13 protein-coding genes and 1 pseudogene are annotated in these 15,700 nt (G+C 65.5%); 4 read left to right on the top strand and 10 right to left on the bottom strand.

Annotation, left to right across the window (positions count from 1 at the left end):
• Positions 1-168: 168 nt before the first annotated feature.
• The 5 genes and pseudogenes from LPJ38_RS03500 to murJ form a co-directional block, all read right to left on the bottom strand.
• Positions 169-738: a NifU family protein gene (locus LPJ38_RS03500; RefSeq protein WP_145630528.1), complete on the bottom strand. Its 570-nt coding sequence runs from the start codon at positions 736-738 to the stop codon at positions 169-171.
• A 161-nt stretch (positions 739-899) separates the two neighbouring features.
• Positions 900-1,028 (bottom strand): annotated as a pseudogene (locus LPJ38_RS03495) (IS481 family transposase); the annotation flags it as partial.
• A complete protein-coding gene (locus LPJ38_RS03490; protein WP_167520355.1) occupies positions 1,027-1,521 on the bottom strand; it encodes a universal stress protein in 495 nt (164 codons plus the stop codon). The gene LPJ38_RS03490 and the pseudogene LPJ38_RS03495, both read right to left, overlap by 2 nt.
• 102 nt (positions 1,522-1,623) lie before the next feature.
• A complete protein-coding gene (gene trpS, locus LPJ38_RS03485; RefSeq protein ID WP_145630530.1) occupies positions 1,624-2,676 on the bottom strand; it encodes a tryptophan--tRNA ligase in 1,053 nt (350 codons plus the stop codon).
• 69 nt (positions 2,677-2,745) lie between these two features.
• Positions 2,746-4,278, bottom strand: a complete 1,533-nt coding sequence (gene murJ, locus LPJ38_RS03480; protein ID WP_145630531.1) for a murein biosynthesis integral membrane protein MurJ — start codon at positions 4,276-4,278, stop codon at positions 2,746-2,748.
• Between the two features lie 125 nt (positions 4,279-4,403).
• Between murJ and LPJ38_RS03475 the strand changes: the two genes are divergently transcribed.
• Positions 4,404-5,405 (top strand): adenosine kinase, encoded by a 1,002-nt coding sequence (locus tag LPJ38_RS03475; RefSeq protein ID WP_145630532.1) that lies wholly within the window; start codon positions 4,404-4,406, stop codon positions 5,403-5,405.
• A 123-nt stretch (positions 5,406-5,528) separates the two neighbouring features.
• Here the strand turns inward: LPJ38_RS03475 and LPJ38_RS03470 are convergent, their stop codons facing one another.
• Together LPJ38_RS03470 and LPJ38_RS03465 are read right to left on the bottom strand one after the other, a co-directional pair.
• Positions 5,529-7,223, bottom strand: coding sequence for an AMP-binding protein (locus tag LPJ38_RS03470; RefSeq protein WP_145630533.1), 1,695 nt, complete (start codon positions 7,221-7,223; stop codon positions 5,529-5,531).
• 153 nt (positions 7,224-7,376) lie between these two features.
• Entirely contained in the window at positions 7,377-8,573 is a 1,197-nt protein-coding gene (locus tag LPJ38_RS03465; protein WP_145630534.1) for a serine hydrolase domain-containing protein, read from the bottom strand.
• Between the two features lie 345 nt (positions 8,574-8,918).
• On the opposite strand from LPJ38_RS03465, the gene LPJ38_RS03460 reads away from it, so the two are divergent.
• Together LPJ38_RS03460 and LPJ38_RS03455 are read left to right on the top strand one after the other, a co-directional pair.
• Positions 8,919-9,239, top strand: a complete 321-nt coding sequence (locus LPJ38_RS03460) for a hypothetical protein (RefSeq protein ID WP_145630535.1) — start codon at positions 8,919-8,921, stop codon at positions 9,237-9,239.
• A gap of 126 nt (positions 9,240-9,365) precedes the next feature.
• Positions 9,366-10,859: an NAD-dependent succinate-semialdehyde dehydrogenase gene (locus LPJ38_RS03455; RefSeq protein ID WP_145630536.1), complete on the top strand. Its 1,494-nt coding sequence runs from the start codon at positions 9,366-9,368 to the stop codon at positions 10,857-10,859.
• 177 nt (positions 10,860-11,036) lie between these two features.
• Here the strand turns inward: LPJ38_RS03455 and LPJ38_RS03450 are convergent, their stop codons facing one another.
• From LPJ38_RS03450 to LPJ38_RS03440, 3 genes are all read right to left on the bottom strand, one after another.
• On the bottom strand, positions 11,037-11,951 hold the full coding sequence (locus LPJ38_RS03450) for a phosphoribosylaminoimidazolesuccinocarboxamide synthase (RefSeq protein ID WP_145630537.1): 915 nt from the start codon (positions 11,949-11,951) through the stop codon (positions 11,037-11,039).
• A 63-nt stretch (positions 11,952-12,014) separates the two neighbouring features.
• Positions 12,015-12,932 carry a pirin family protein gene (locus tag LPJ38_RS03445; protein WP_145630538.1) on the bottom strand — a complete coding sequence of 306 codons (918 nt, stop codon included), beginning with the start codon at positions 12,930-12,932 and terminating at the stop codon, positions 12,015-12,017.
• 108 nt (positions 12,933-13,040) lie between these two features.
• Complete coding sequence (locus LPJ38_RS03440; RefSeq protein ID WP_145630539.1) at positions 13,041-14,408, bottom strand: MmgE/PrpD family protein; 1,368 nt, start codon at positions 14,406-14,408, stop codon at positions 13,041-13,043.
• 117 nt (positions 14,409-14,525) lie between these two features.
• Here LPJ38_RS03440 and LPJ38_RS03435 point away from each other — a divergent pair, with 117 nt between their 5' ends.
• Positions 14,526-15,641, top strand: coding sequence for an FUSC family protein (locus LPJ38_RS03435; protein ID WP_145630540.1), 1,116 nt, complete (start codon positions 14,526-14,528; stop codon positions 15,639-15,641).
• The last annotated feature ends 59 nt before the right edge of the window (positions 15,642-15,700 follow it).

The raw sequence follows: 15,700 nt of genomic DNA, 5'->3' as shown, positions 1-15,700 counted from the left end.
AGTCTAGCGAACCAGGCGCCTCTACGCCATTCGTCAGGCACGATTTGCAAGCCTCGAAATGCCATCCTACGACAACCGTCGTTCCGGGATGGTGCGTTAGCACCAGACCCGGAATCTCGAGATTCCGGGTCTGGTCCTACGGACCGCCCCGGAATGACGACTTCGTCGTCACATCGGCCGGACTTCGACCACGTCGGGCACGAAATGCTTGAGCAGGTTCTGGATGCCGTGCTGAAGCGTCGCGGTCGACGACGGGCAGCCGGAGCAGGCGCCCTTCATGTTGAGATAGACGATGCCGTCCTTGAAGCCGCGGAAGGTGATGTCGCCGCCGTCATTGGCGACCGCCGGCCGCACCCGGGTCTCAATTAGATCCTTGATCATGTCGACCGTCTCGGCGTCGGCCTCGTCGAAGAACTCGTCCTCGTCGTCGAGATCGGCATCGCCTTGCGCCGTACCGTCGGCGAGCAGCGGCGCGCCGGACATGTAATGCTCCATGATCGCGCCGAGGATCGCGGGCTTGAGCTGCTGCCATTCACCGCTCGCCTTGGTGACGGTGATGAAATCCGATCCGTAGAACACGCCGGTGACGCCGGGCACGTCGAATAGCTTTTCGGCCAGCGGCGAGCGCGTGGCGGCTTCGCGGCTCGAAAACTCCATCGGGCTGCCGTCGACCACGACGCGGCCGGGAATGAATTTCAGCGTGGCGGGATTGGGGGTGGCTTCGGTTTGAATGAACATGGTTTTCTCCAGACGTCGCCGGTTCAAGGCCGGCGCGTTGCCCTATCCCCTAGCAGATGGCGACGGGGAACGCACGATCAAGGGGAGAGAAGGGCGTTTCGCTGTCAAATCAGTTGGTTAGAGCGCCTAAACTCCGACATCGTCATGGCCGGGCTTGATGTTTAGACCGGGGACATGGCTGACACTTGTTCGGACACATCACTGACAGGTTGGCCGTGGGTCAAGTCGATTGATGCGACCTGCCAACTGGCAAAGAAGATGCCGTAACGGCCGTCGCGATCCAGCGGCCTACGACAGCGAATCCACGCTTTGGTCACTCAGCGCGCCGGAGATGATGGTCACGGGGATCGGGAACGCCCCCACCGCATGCGCAAGCAGGGCGACCAGAGGGCCCGGCCCTTCCGCGCCGGGATTGGCGGCGAGCACCAGCATGGCGATATCAGGGTCCTCGTCGATCACCCCTAGCAATTGTTCCATCGCGGCGCCTTCGCGGATCACCCGTTCCGGCGTGATCGCGGCGATGCCGTTGGCTCTCCCGGCGGCGCGGTCGAGCGCGGCTTCGGCGGCTTCCTGCGCCTCGGCGCGCATGATGTCGGCGACGCCAAGCCATTCCTGGCTCTGCTGCTCGGGCTCGATGATGCGCAGCATCACCACGCCGCCGCCAGCCCGGATCGCCCAGCGGCTGGCGTAATACACCGCCCGATCCCATTCGGCGGTGTCGTCGACGATGACGAGGCATTTGGGCTTGTGGCCCGGCTCGTAGCAAAGTCGCTTGCTGGTCATGCATGTCCCGGAATGTGCGCGATCGGCATGCTGCCACACTCCCTGCCGCTTTGGGAGAGGGGACGTCGGCCGGCGTCGCGGCGCCGGCCGAGTTTCGCCCGATCAGCGCCGGCGGATGAAGCCGACGATGTCCTTCGACTGCTTCATGGTCTCGTCGGCGATGGCGCGGGCGCGGCCGGAGCCGTCGTTCAGGATCGCGTCGATATGGGCGGGGTCGGCGACGAGGCGCTTCATCTCACCGGCGATCGGCGCGAGCTTGGTGACGCAGAGCTCCGCCAGCGCGTTCTTGAAGCTTGAGAACTGGCCCCCGCCGAAATCCCTGAGCACGTCGGCCTTGGAGCGGCCGGAGAGCGCGGCGAAGATGCCGACGAGATTGTCGGCTTCGGGCCGCGATTCCAAACCCTTCTCTTCGCTCGGCAGCGGCTCCGGATCGGTCTTCGCCTTGCGGATCTTCTGCGCGATGGTGTCGGCATCGTCGGTGAGGTTGATGCGCGAATTGTCCGACGCATCCGACTTCGACATTTTCTTGGTGCCGTCGCGCAGGCTCATCACGCGCGTCGCCGGGCCCGTGATCAAGGGTTCCGGCAGCGGGAAGAACAGGCCGTCATCGTGGCCCTGGGCGCGGATGGAATCGGCGAAATCGTTGTTGAACTTCTGGGCGATGTCGCGCGAGAGTTCGAGATGCTGCTTCTGGTCCTCGCCAACAGGCACGTGGGTGGCGCGGTACAGCAGGATGTCGGCCGCCATCAGCACGGGATAGTCGAACAGCCCGACCGATGCGTTCTCGCGGTCCTTGCCGGCCTTCTCCTTGAACTGGGTCATGCGTCCGAGCCAGCCCATGCGCGCGACGCAGTTGAAGATCCAGGCGAGCTCGGCATGGCCCGAGACCTGGCTCTGGTTGAACACGATTTGCTTCTTGGGATCGATGCCGGCCGCGATGAACGCAGCGGTCACCTCGCGCGTGCTGCGCGAGAGCACCTCCGGTCCGCCCCAGACGTCGACGCCTTGCGTGATCGCGTGCATGTCGACGACGCAGTAGATGCAGTTGTGGGTTTCCTGCAACTTCACGAAGTTGACGATCGCGCCGAGGTAATTGCCGAGGTGCAGATTGCCCGTCGGCTGGACGCCCGAAAAGACCCGTTCAATGAATGGCATGGTCAGCCTTCCCATAGGTATTCGGCCGTCGTTTCCAACAGCGGCGCTGCCCCGTCAAGGGTATTTCGCTTAGCCGGGCCGTTTCAACGCGTTAACCGCCTCGCGCCAGGAGGCGGCGCCGAGGATTTGCAACAGCAGGCCATAGACGGCGATCCCGGCGGCGATCTGCACGCCCAGCGCAACGAAGTGGATGAAGCCATGGGCTCCGGCAGGCACCAGACCCGTTGTCAGCCAGAGCAGGGCGCCCATGGCGATCGCGGCCAGCACGATCCGCGGTAATCGTGTGCGGGCGCTCGCATCGATCGAGAAGCCGAACGCGGCCGTGCCTTTGCGGAGCAGCGAGAGCGCGCTGCTCCAGGCACCAACCGCGATGCTCGCCGCGATCCCGGTCGCGCCAAAGACATGACCGAGCAGAACCGCCATCACGACCGTCACCACGAAGCCCCTGGCGGTCGCGAGCAGCGGCGTCATCGTGTCGCTGCGCGCATAGAAGGCCGGAGACAGCGCCTTGATCAGCACATGCGCAGGCAGGCCGAGCGCCAGCCACATCAGCGCCTGCGCTGTCGCCGCGCTGTCCTGTGCACCGAATGCGCCATGCTCGAACAACAGCCGCACGATCGGCTCGGCCAGCACGATCAGGCCGAGCGTGGCCGGCAGGGCCAGCCCCGTCGCAAGCTCCAGCGCACGGGATTCGGCATGCGCCACCGCATCGCGGTCGCCGCTTCCGACGGCGCGGGTCAGCTCCGGCACCAGCACCGTGCCCATGGCGACGCCGACGATGCCGAGCGGCAGCTCGATCAGGCGGTTGGCGAAATAGAGCCAGGACACCGCGGAGGGCGTCGCCGAGGCGATGATCGCGCCGGCCACCATCAGCCATTGCGGACCCGAGCTTGCGATCATGCCGGGGATCGCCTTGGCGAAAAAAGTGCGCATCTCCCGGTCGAAGCTGACGCGCAGCGGCGTCGCAAGGCGTGCGCTTCGTTGCGACAGCAACATCAGCAATTGCAGCAGGCCGGCGATGCCGACCGTGGCCGCCAGCATCCAGGCCGCAAACGTCGCATCGGCGTGCCAGCGCAGTAGAGCCGCAATCGCAGCGATCAGCGCGATGTTGAACAGCAGCGGCGAGAACGCGGTGAGGGCAAAGCGCCCCTGCGCGTTGAGCAATCCCATCAACACTGTGACCGGGCCGGCGAAGGCGAGATAAGGCAGCATCTGTCGCGCGTTGTTCACGGCGAGATCGAGCGTGCTGCTGCCGACAAATCCCGGCGCGATCACCATGATGATCAGCGGCATTGCGAGCGCGATGCCGATCGAGATCACAACCAGCGCCGCGCTGACCGTGCCGAGCACGCACCCCGCAAACGCCGCTGCGGCCGCCGCGCCGTCGCGGTCCCGGATTCGCAGCCAAGCCGGGATCAAAGCCGCATTCAGCGCCCCCTCGCTCAGCAGCCGCCGCACCACGTTGACGAGCTGGAACGCCGCCAGGAACGCATCCGCCACCGCGCCGGTGCCGAGCAGCGCCGCGATCAGGGAATCGCGCGCAAAGCCCAAAAGCCGCGAGGCCAGCGTTCCCGTCGAGACGGTCAGGAAGGAGCGGATCATTGCGCTTTGATAATACCGTTGCTTGCCCGCGGACGCCCGGTCGTGATAGGCCGCGAGGCAGATTTCAGGCCGACAGGAAGCGGATTTCCGCAGGGATCGCAATCCGCCAATCAGGATCAAGGTGAATGGCTGACGTGAAATATGACGTTCTCGGCATCGGCAACGCGCTGTTCGACGTGCTGGTCAGGACCGACGAGGCCTTTCTGGCCAAGCATGGCATGACCAAGGGCAGCATGTCCCTGATCGACGAGGCGCGGGCGGCGGCCATCTACAAGGACATGGGCCCGGCGACCGAGGTCTCGGGGGGATCTGCCGCCAACACCATCGTCGGCATCGGCAGCCTGGGGGCACGCGCCGCCTATGTCGGCAAAGTCAAGGACGACCAGATCGGCAAGCTCTACGTTCACGACATCCGCGCCGCCGGCGTCGCCTTCAACACCCCGGCCGCGAAGGACGGCCCCGCCACCGGCTGCTCCTACATCCTGGTCACCGGTGACGGCGAGCGCACCATGAACACCTATCTCGGCGCGGCGCAGGATCTGTCGCCCGCCGACATCGATCCGGCCGAGATCGCCGGCGCCGGCATCGTCTATCTCGAAGGCTATCTCTGGGACCCCAAGAACGCCAAGGACGCTTTCCTCAAGGCGGCCAAGATCGCCCATGATGCCAAGCGCCAGGTGGCGCTGACGCTGTCGGATTCCTTCTGCGTCGATCGCTATCGCGACGAATTCCTGTCCTTGATGCGCAACGGCACCGTCGACATCGTCTTCGCCAACGAGTCCGAGCTGCACGCGCTCTACATGACCTCGGATTTCGACGCCGCGCTGAAGCAGCTGCGCAACGACGTCAATCTCGGCGTGGTCACCCGCAGCGAGAAGGGCTGCATGGTGGTGTCGTCGGAAGACGCCGTCGCTGCCCCAGCCTTCCCGGTCGACAAGGTGGTCGACACCACCGGCGCCGGCGATCTCTTCGCCGCCGGCTTCCTCTACGGCCTCGCGCGCAATTTCGGCTACAAGCAATGCGGCGAGCTCGGCGCGCTCGCGGCCGCCGAAGTGATCCAGCACATCGGCGCGCGTCCGCAAGTGTCGCTGAAGGAGCTGGCCGGTCAGCGCGGGCTGACGGGGTAAGGTCCCGGTCTCCGTCATTGCGAGGAGCGTAGCGACGAAGCAATCCAGACCATCTCCGCGGTAGCAGACTGGATTGCTTCGCTCCGCTCGCAATGACGATGTGGAGACGGCTGTGCGTACCACTTACGCCGTCTTCGCCGCCTTCAATCCCAGCCGCTGCTCAACGGCATCGCGCATCAGGAATTTCTGGATCTTTCCGGTCACGGTCATCGGAAACTCGTCGACGAACTCGACGTAGCGCGGGATCTTGTTGTGGGCGATCTGGCCGTCGCAGAAGGCGCGTACTTCCTCGGCCGTCAGCGTTTCGCCTGGCCTGACGCGGATCCAGGCGCAGAGCTCCTCGCCGTAGCGGCTGTCCGCGACGCCGAAAATCTGCACGTCCTGGATCTTGGGATGACGATACAGGAACTCCTCGATCTCGCGCGGATAGAGATTTTCGCCGCCGCGGATCACCATGTCCTTGATGCGGCCGACGATGTTGCAATAGCCCTCGTCGTCGAGGATGGCGAGATCGCCGGTGTGCATCCAGCCGCTGGCGTCGAGCACGTCGGCGGTTTTCTCCTTCTCTTCCCAATAGCCCAGCATGATGCTGTAGCCGCGCGTGCACAGCTCGCCGCGTTCGCCGCGCTTGACGATCCTGCCTTCGAGATCGACGATCTTGACCTCGACGTGCGGATGGATGCGTCCGACCGTGGAGACGCGGCGCTCCAACGGATCGTCCACCGCGCTCTGGAAGCTGACCGGGCTGGTCTCGGTCATGCCGTAGGCGATCGTGACCTCCCGCATGTTCATCTCGGTGTTGACGCGCTTCATCACCTCGATCGGGCAGGGCGCGCCGGCCATGATGCCGGTCCGCAGCGACGTCAGGTCGAAGCTGGCGAATTCGGGGTGATCGAGCTCCGCGATGAACATGGTCGGCACGCCGTAGAGCGCCGTGCATTTCTCCTGTTCGATCGTGCGCAGCGTCGCGAGCGGGTCAAAACCCTCGCCGGGATAGACCATTGTGGTGCCGAGCGTCACGGAGGCGAGGTTGCCCATGACCATGCCGAAGCAATGATAGAGCGGCACCGGAATGCAGATGCGGTCCTGCTCGTTGAGGCGCATCGCGCGGCCGACGAAATAGCCGTTGTTGAGGATGTTGTGGTGAGTCAGCGTCACGCCCTTGGGCGATCCGGTCGTGCCGCTGGTGAACTGGATGTTGACGGGATCATCGAACTGCAGCTCCTGGCCGAGCGCGGCCAATTGCTGGCGGTGCCGGTCGCCGCCCATCTGCGCGACCTCGTCGAAAGCAATCGTGCCCGGCGCGGCCGGACCGCCGATCTGGATCACGTTGCGGAGGGCAGGAAGCCGCGCCGCTTGCAATTGCCCGGGCTTGGCGGCTGACAGCTCTGGCAACAGCGTGTTGAGCATCTCCATGTAGTTGCTGGTCTTGAACGCCGTCGCGGTGACGATCGCCGCGCAGCCGACCTTGCGCAGGGCAAATTCCAGCTCGCTCAGGCGATAGGCAGGATTGATCGTCACCAGGATCAGGCCGGCCTTGGCGGCGGCGAACTGGGTCAGCGTCCATTCCGGTCGGTTCAGCGACCAGATGCCGATCCGCTGGCCCCGTTCGAGCCCGAGCGCGAGAAAGCCGGCGGCGAGCGCATCGACCCGTTCGGTGAATTCCGACCACGTCCATCGCACGCCGTGGCTGGGCGAGACCAGCGCCTCGCGATTGGCCCAGCGCAACGCGGCCCGGTCGAGACTCCGGCCGATCGTGTCGCCGAGCAGCGGCGCGTCCGAGATGCCGCAAACGTAGCTGTCCGCTTTATCCGACAAGTCGAAGTCCTTTCGTCGCAGGATGAGCAGCTTGATCCTTTTCGGTCGTCATACCCGGGCTTGTCCCGGGCATCCACGTTCTTTGTGCCACGAGGCGAGCGTGGATGGCCGGGACAAGCCCGGCCATGACGCGTGGCGAGAGCACTCAGCCCCTCACGCCGCCTTCTTCCCGCTGCCGGCGGCGTCGAGCCCGGCATAGACCCCGCGCTCGAAGCCCGCGAACGCCTCCAGGCATTTTGCGTCGGCGAACGGCAAGAGCTGCATCAGGATCACGCCGGTGACGTCTCGGGCAGGATCAATCCAGTAATAGGTGTTGGCAAGGCCGGCCCAGGCGAGACTGCCTGCGCTGCGCCCTTCCGCCGTCTTCGCCGTGTTGATCATGAAGCTGAGGCCCCACTTTTTCACCTGCTCCGGATAGAGATCGACGTCGTTGGTGTACATCGGCGCCGCCGTGGTCATCTTGCCCATGGCGAGCTCGCCGATGTGGTTCTGCCCCATCGTCGCGACGGTCTCGGCCTTCAGCACCTGGTTGCCATTGCCGCGGCCCTTGTTGAGGATCATCTGAGTGAACTTGATGTAGTCGGCCGCAGTCGAGTAGAGGCCGCCGCCGCCCATGTGGAATTCCGGCTCCTGCTCGAGCTCGAACGGGATCGATGCGAGCTGGCCGTCCTCGCCGCGCGCATGCATGCCGACGAGGCGCGTGCGCATGTTGTCGGTGATCTTGAAGGCGGTATCGCTCATCCCGAGCGGTGCGAACAGATTATCGCGCAGATAAGCGTCGAGCCGCTTGCCGCTGGCGGCTTCCACCGCCTTGCCGACGAAGTCGATGTTGGTGCCGTATTCCCAGCGCGTGCCGGGGTCGGACATGATCGGCGTCTTCAGCGCCGCGTTCTGGCAGGTGGTGATGGCGGGAATGCCGTTCTTGTCGAGATAGACCGCGAGATCGCCGTTCCACATGTTGTAACAGAAGCCGGCGGTGTGGGTCATGAGCTGGCGCAGCGTGATCGGTCCCTTGGCCGGGCGGAGCTTGGCCTCGCCCTTGGCGTCGAAGCCTTCGAGCACCTGCGGCTTGGCGAGATCGGGCAGAACCTCGCCGATCGGCGCATCCAACGACAGCTTGCCCTGCTCGACCAGTTGCATTGCGCCGGCCGATGTCACCGCCTTCGTCATCGAGGCGATCCAGAACACGCTGTCAGCGGTCATGGCATCGGGCTTCGACAGATCCCGCTTGCCGAACGCGCCCTGATACAGCACGTCGTTACCGCTGGCGGCGATGGCGACGACGCCGGGAATTTCCTTGGCGTCGCTCTTCTGGCGCAGGATCTCGTCGATCTCGGCTCGGCTTTGCATCGTGTTTCCTCCGGTTTGATTATTGTTGGAAGTGATCGATTGTCCTCCCGCACGCCCCGCGCCGCAAGCGCGTCCGGATGCCCGTGGTGGTCGCGATGTCGTGACTTGACGGTCCCCGCCCGGCGCAGGACGACAAGGCGGCTGAACTGCAACACTCCGTCACAATCTGCGATGGATGACCGCGGCCCGCCGTGACCGTGGATGGGCACCGGCGGTATGTTTCGCGTGTTTGATTCACTTGAAACATTTTGTGCTTTGCGGCGTTTCAGCACGCGGCCCACGGCCGTGCGACGTTAAGACTTGATGCAAATTGGCGGCGGCTGACGGCCGCTTGGGGGACCTCAAATGATCTCGACCTGGAGCGAATGGAAGCGCTATCCCCGTCCTGGACGGGGCGACAATCTGGAGGCGCCGATCTCGCCCGGCATTTACGAGGTTCGCATCGCCGGCACCGGCGCACTCTATTCCTTCGGCGCGGTCGACAATCTGGCCCAATCCTTGGCGCTGTTGCCGGTCGGCTCGAAGTCCTGGTTCGGCCGCCGCGACCGCTCCGACGTACCCGATCTCGAATACCGGACCTGCGCGACCTCCTCGAAAGCCGATGCCAAGGCCGCGGCCGAGCGCATGATCGGCCGGCGCGAGACCTATATGAGCGGCGCGGCGTAAGGCCACGCTGCTCCGAGCCTAACTCCAAGCAGATGTGCGTTGCGGGGCGGTGCATTGCGCACCGCTTGCTCCTATATTCCGGGCCGATCCGATCGCCCCCCGTCCGATCGCCCAAGGGAGTACGCCATGACACCGACCGCCGCCGCACGCGCCCCTCAAGCCACCGCCACCTTGCGCGACCGGTTGAAGGACCCCTCGCTGCTGAAGGAGGCCTGTTACATCGACGGCGCCTGGGTCGGTACGCCGGTCTTTGCCGTCAACAATCCCGCAACCGGTGTCGAGCTGGCAAAAGTTCCGCAGCTTGGTGCTGACGAGACGACCAAGGCGGTCGAGGCCGCCGAGCGCGCCTTCCCGGGCTGGGCCAAGCACACCGCCAAGCAGCGCTCCAACATCCTGCGCAAATGGTTCGAGCTGATCACCGCCAACCGCGAGGACCTCGCGCTGATCCTCACCTCCGAGCAGGGCAAGCCGCTCACCGAGGCGCTCGGCGAGGTCGATATCGGCGCCGCCTATATCGAGTTCTTCGCGGAAGAAGCCCGCCGCGTCTATGGCGAGACCATTCCGACCCAGCGCGCCGATGCGCGCCTGCTCGCGATCAAGCAGCCGATCGGCGTCTGCGGCGCGATCACGCCGTGGAATTTCCCGAACTCGATGATCACCCGCAAGGTCTCGCCGGCGCTCGCGGCCGGCTGCACCGTGGTGCTCAAGCCCGCCAATGAAACACCGCTGTCGGCGCTGGCGCTGGCCGTGCTCGCCGAGAAGGCCGGCATTCCCAAGGGCGTGCTCAACATCATCACCGGCGACGCACCGCCGATCGGCAAGGTGCTGTGCGAGCACCCGGCGGTGCGCTTCGTCGGCTTCACCGGCTCGACCGCGGTCGGCAAGATCCTCTACCAGCAGGCTTCCGTCGGCGTGAAGCGGCTCGGCCTCGAGCTCGGCGGCAATGCGCCGTTCGTGGTGTTCGACGACGCCGACATCGATGCCGCGGTCGAGGGCGCCATCGTCTCGAAATACCGCAACATGGGCCAGACCTGCGTCTGCGCCAACCGCATCTATGCCCAGGACAAGATTTACGACGAGTTCGTGCAGAAGCTGTCGAAGAAGGTCGCGGCGATGAAGATCGGCGACGGTACCGAAGGCGGCGTCACGCAGGGCCCGCTGATCAACATGAAGGCGGTCGACAAGGTCGAGCGCCACATCGCCGACGCCGTCAAGCGCGGCGCCAAGGTCGTCACCGGCGGCAAGCGCAGCGAGCTCGGACGCTCGTTCTTCGAGCCCACGGTGCTCGCCGACGTCAAGCCGGATTCGCTGGTGTCGCAGGAGGAGACCTTCGGCCCGCTCGCCCCCGTGATCCGCTTCAAGGATGAGGCCGACGTCATCGCGATGTGCAACGCCTCGCCGTTCGGCCTCGCCTCGTACTTCTATTCCCGCGATCTCGGCCGCGTCTGGCGCGTCGCCGAGGCACTGGAATCAGGCATGGTCGGCGTCAACACCGGTCTCATCACCACCGAAGTCGCCCCCTTCGGCGGCGTCAAGGAAAGCGGCCTGGGGCGCGAAGGCTCGCGTCACGGCATGGAGGAATATGTCGAGATCAAATACGTGATGATGGCGGGGGTGTGAGAACGTCGCCGGTACCATCACGTATGTGAGCCCGGCAAGAATGCTGGAGAGGCGCATTGGTCCCTCCACGTCGTTGCGAGCGAAGCGAAGCAATCCAGAATCCCTCAGCGGAGGCAGCCTGGATTGCTTCGTCGCAAGGGCTCCTCGCAATGACGGAGCGCGCGGCGGCCGCGGAGCCTAGATCTTCAGCTCTTTCCCCGTCACGCGCCTGTAAGCTTCCAGATATCTCTTGCTGGTCGCGTCCACCACGCTTGCCGGCAGTGGCGGCGGAGGGGCGTCGCCGTTCCAGCGGCCGGCGCGGCGCTCGGCGTCGAGATAGTCGCGTAAGGGTTGCTTGTCGAAGCTCGCCTGCGGCTGGCCGGGCTTGTAGGCGTCGACCGCCCAGAAGCGAGAGCTGTCCGGCGTCATGACTTCGTCGATCAGGATGATGCGCCCGTCCTTGTCGCGGCCGAACTCGAACTTGGTGTCGGCGATGATGATGCCCTGCTCGCGGGCCAGCTCCTCGCCGAGCGTGTAGATCGCACGCGTCATGCTCTCCAGCGTGTAGGCGACCTCGTCGGCAACCACGGTGCGCATCTTCGCGATGGTGATGTTCTCGTCATGGCCGCTCTCGGCCTTGGTCGCCGGGCTGAAGATGGCAGGCTCCAGCTTCTCGCTCTCGACGAGGCCGGCCTTCAGCTTCTCGCCGGCGAGCGTGCCGCTCGCGGCATATTCCTTCCAGGCCGAGCCCGAGAGATAGCCGCGGATCACGCATTCGATCGGAAAGACCGTGGTGCGCTTGCACAGCATGGCGCGGCCGAGAATCTCGGCGCGGTGCGGCTTCAAGGCCGGTACGGCCGCGACAATCGCGTCGGTGTCGGCGCTGATCATGTGATGCGGCACCACGCCTTCGAGCTCGTCGAACCACCACGCGCTGATCTGGGTCAGCACCGCGCCCTTCATCGGAATGGTCTCGCCCATCACGACGTCGAAGGCGCTGATACGGTCGGTGGTGACGAGCAGCAGGCGGTCGCCGTCGACGTCGTAGATATCACGCACCTTGCCGCGTCCGATCTTAGGAAGCGGCAGGTCGCTAGAGAGCATGGTGGTCATCGGCAAAGCCTTCACACGGGACATCCGGCCGCGTCTGATGGCGCGGCCGGAGACCGGATTAGCCTATTCCGGCAGCGGAATGAACTCATGTTCCTGCGGAACTGCGGCGAAGCGGCCGGTTTTCCAGTCCTGCTTGGCCTGCTCGATCCGCTCCTTGCTGGAGGAGACGAAATTCCACCAGATGTGGCGCGGGCCCTCCAGTGCATCGCCGCCGAGAAACATCATCCGCGTCGCCTTCAGCGCCTTCACGGTGATGCGGTCGCCGGGGCGGAAGATCAGGAGCCGCGGCCCCTCGTAGCGCTCGTTCGCGATCTCGACCTCGCCGTCGACGACGTAGATCGCACGCTCCTCATGGTCGGGGTCGAGCGGCACGCTCGCGCCCGCTGCCGCCGTGACCTCGGTGTAGAACCAGGGCGACACCATCGAGACGGGCGAGGCGATGCCGAAGGCAGAGCCCGCGATCACGCGCGCAGTAAAGTCTCGCTCGGAGATCATCGGCAGCTCGCCGGCGGCATAATGCTGGAACGACGGCGCGACCTCCTCCGAACCGGCCGGCAGCGCGATCCAGCTTTGCAGGCCCAGCATCTTCTGGCCCGAGGCGCGCTGCGCGTCCGGCGTGCGCTCGGAATGGGCAATGCCGCGTCCGGCGGTCATCAGGTTCATCGCCCCCGGCGCGATCTCCTGGACATTGCCCTCGCTGTCGCGATGCATGATGGCGCCGTCGAACAGATAGGTGACGGTGGCAAGCCCGATATGCGGATGCGGCCGCACGTCCATGCCCTTGCCGGAGACGAACTGCACCGGTCCGAAATGATCGAAGAAGATGAAGGGGCCGACCATTTGCCGCTTGCCATGCGGCAGCGCCCGGCGCACCGCGAAGCCGTCGCCGAGATCGCGCGTGCGCGGCACGATGACGAGATCGAGCGCATCGCAGGACATGGGATCCCCGAGCACGGGATCGTTCGAGGGTTGCCAGCTCATGACGGACTCCTATTGGCTTTCGCGAGCCCTATCGTAGCAGGCTTTTACATCGTCGTCGCGGCAAAGCCCGGACGAGACGTCGCGGCGCGCCGCGACGCGACGCTGGTTCTACCTCCCCAGCTCCGTCGCCTTCGCCACACGGTCGAACCGCTCCAGCGTCATGATCGCATCGGCGAATTTCTCCGCGCGCGCGTTCAGCACCGGGCGGGCCAGTGTCAGAAACTTCTGCTGCATCGCCTGCGTGTCGGGAAACGAATTCGGCTCGCCGGAGGGATCGGCGTAGAGCCGCTCATGCACGCCGTCATCCGTGGTGATGCTGACACGGGCGCCGAAGGGATGGGTGCGGCCGACTTCCAGCCGGTCGTCCTGCACCACGTCGAACTTGTCCGCGAGCGCGTCGATCGCGGCGTCGCCAAGGCGGTTGTAATCGTCCCAGCCGAACGAGCCCTGACCGAGCGCGAGCGCGCCGGTGAAGAACATCGAGAACTGGCCGCCGACGATCGAGCGCGGATGCCGCTTGGTCGCGGCATCGCCCGTCAGCGTGATGCCGTTGCGGTGCAGGCCGATCTCGACGCGCTTGACCTGGTCCGGCGTCAGATTGTGCTCCCGCCGCATCGCGATCAGCGCGTCGATCGCCGCATGAGTATAGCGGCAGCTCGGATAAGGCTTCACCCCGATCTTCATCGTCTCATAGGTCTTGCCGAGCCCGGCGACCGCCTTGTCCGGATGCGCGTCGTCGGTATAGCCGGCGAGCAGGCCGTGCTTGCCCTCGACCGATTCAGTCGCGCCGACGAAATCGTTGCGCGCCAGCGTCGCGGCGATCACGCCGTTCATCGCGGCGGCGCCGACCTGGTAACGCTTGTTCCAGGCGCCGTTGACCAGGAATTGCAGCGAGCCGGCGGCCTGGCTGCCGGAGACGCCAAACGCCGCGATGATCTGCTTCTCACTGAGGCCGAACAATTTGACCGCGGCGGCTGCAGCGCCATAGGTGCCGGCGGTCGCGGTGGGATGGAAGCCGCGCGCGTAATGCGAGGTCGGGTCGAGCGCGTTACCGAGCCGGCAGCAGACTTCATAGCCCGCAACGATCGCCGTCAGCACGTCGCGCCCGGACGCGCCGACCATCTCGCCGACGGCGAAGGCAGCCGGCACCACCGGGGCGCTCGGATGCAGCGAGGAATCGGCATGCGTGTCGTCGAAATCGAGCGAATGTCCCAGCGCGCCGTTGAGCAGGGCTGCGACCGCCGGGGTCCAGGTCTTGCTGTCGCCGAACACGGTGGACTCGCCCTTGGTGTCGAGTGCAAGCGCTTCCAGCGTCTTCAGGATCGACGGGGTGGACTCCGCCTGGCCGCGGGCGCGGATGGCGCTGCCGAGGAAATCCAGCGTCAGCACCTTGGCGCGGTCCAGCACCTCCGCCGGAATATCCTGGTATTTCAGGTTGAAGACGTAGGCGGCGAGCGTTGCGGTTTCCTGAGCCATCGTGTTTCCTCGTTTTGGCCGGCACGTTAGGCGGGCTGATTTCGCCTTTCAAGCGGCCTTGGAGCCGCGGGGATCAGCTATGCTTTTGCCTGACTTGAGACGATCGGGATATTCCGTATGAGGCGCGCAAGAGAGCTGTTCGACCGGGTCCGCGCGCTCAGGACGCAGCTGGGACTGGCGATCCGGGTCACGGTGGCGGCGGTCGCGGCCTATGCCATCGCCTCGGCGCTGCATCTCTTGCTGCCGCTCTGGGCGGTGCTGGCCTCGCTGATCGTGACCCAGATGAGCGTCGGCCGCTCGCTCAAGGCGACGCGCGACTACATGCTTGGCACCATCGGTGGCGCCATCTATGGCGGCGCCATCGCGATCCTGATTCCCTATTCCAGCGAGGCCGGCTTGTTGGGGTTGCTGGTGCTGTCCGTCGCGCCGCTCGCCTTCATCGCCGCGATCAATCCGAGCCTCAGCGCGGCGACGGTCACGGCCGTGATCGTGCTCCTGGTCCCGACCCTGCATCACGCCGATCCCATGACCTCGGCGATCGATCGCGTCAGCGAGGTCGCGGTCGGCGCCATTACGGGTCTGGTCGTCTCGTTCCTGGTGCTGCCCTCGCGCGCGGTTCGACAGATTCGCGCCAGCGCGGCAAAGCTGCTCGAGCTGATCGCGGATGCCTTCATCGAACTGCTCGCGGGTCTGACGCGCGGCCGCGACAACGACGCGCTGCACCGGATCCAGGACGGCATTGGCACGGCGATGGTGAATCTCAACGCGATCGGCTCTGAGGCCGAGCGCGAGCGCGCCGCGCGCCTGTCGAGTGGGCCGGATACCGGACCGTTGCTGCGAACCATCCTACGACTGCGGCACGACGTCGTCATGATCGGCCGCGCCACTGTGGTGCCGCTGCCGGCCGACGTGCAGACGCGGCTCGCAGGTCCGCTGACGGAAGTCTCGACGGTGATCGCGCGTTTCCTGCGTTCGGCCGCTGCGGCCTTGCGCGAGGGCGCCGGCGCGCCGCCGATCCATCCCGTGCACGTCGCGCTCCAGCATTACGCCGAGGCCGTCGCCGCCGTGCGCCATGACGGATTGATTCTCGGTCAGCCCGCTGACACCGCTGAACGCTTCTTCGCGCTCGGCTTCTCGCTGGAGCAGATGCACCAGAATCTCTGCGATCTCGATCGCGTCGTCGGCGAATGGTCGGAGGCTTCGACCGATAAATCCGCACGCGTGGCAGAGTGAGTTAGGACGCGTCGTCTTCACGTCGTCTTTCGACAGCAACGCGCGTATGCGCAGCGCGA

The organism is Bradyrhizobium daqingense (assembly GCF_021044685.1).
GTDB lineage: Bacteria > Pseudomonadota > Alphaproteobacteria > Rhizobiales > Xanthobacteraceae > Bradyrhizobium > Bradyrhizobium daqingense.
This window is presented reverse-complemented; position numbering and strand designations above follow the sequence as displayed.

Coding starts and splice junctions, on each gene's coding strand:
- LPJ38_RS03490 (WP_167520355.1), bottom strand. CDS start 1,521: ATGACCAGCAAGCGACTTTGCTACGAGCCGGGCCACAAGCCCAAATGC.
- LPJ38_RS03435 (WP_145630540.1), top strand. CDS start 14,526: ATGAGGCGCGCAAGAGAGCTGTTCGACCGGGTCCGCGCGCTCAGGACG.
- LPJ38_RS03465 (WP_145630534.1), bottom strand. CDS start 8,573: ATGCAAAGCCGAGCCGAGATCGACGAGATCCTGCGCCAGAAGAGCGAC.
- LPJ38_RS03500 (WP_145630528.1), bottom strand. CDS start 738: ATGTTCATTCAAACCGAAGCCACCCCCAATCCCGCCACGCTGAAATTC.
- LPJ38_RS03475 (WP_145630532.1), top strand. CDS start 4,404: ATGGCTGACGTGAAATATGACGTTCTCGGCATCGGCAACGCGCTGTTC.
- LPJ38_RS03440 (WP_145630539.1), bottom strand. CDS start 14,408: ATGGCTCAGGAAACCGCAACGCTCGCCGCCTACGTCTTCAACCTGAAA.
- LPJ38_RS03450 (WP_145630537.1), bottom strand. CDS start 11,951: ATGACCACCATGCTCTCTAGCGACCTGCCGCTTCCTAAGATCGGACGC.
- murJ (WP_145630531.1), bottom strand. CDS start 4,278: ATGATCCGCTCCTTCCTGACCGTCTCGACGGGAACGCTGGCCTCGCGG.
- LPJ38_RS03455 (WP_145630536.1), top strand. CDS start 9,366: ATGACACCGACCGCCGCCGCACGCGCCCCTCAAGCCACCGCCACCTTG.
- LPJ38_RS03460 (WP_145630535.1), top strand. CDS start 8,919: ATGATCTCGACCTGGAGCGAATGGAAGCGCTATCCCCGTCCTGGACGG.
- trpS (WP_145630530.1), bottom strand. CDS start 2,676: ATGCCATTCATTGAACGGGTCTTTTCGGGCGTCCAGCCGACGGGCAAT.
- LPJ38_RS03445 (WP_145630538.1), bottom strand. CDS start 12,932: ATGAGCTGGCAACCCTCGAACGATCCCGTGCTCGGGGATCCCATGTCC.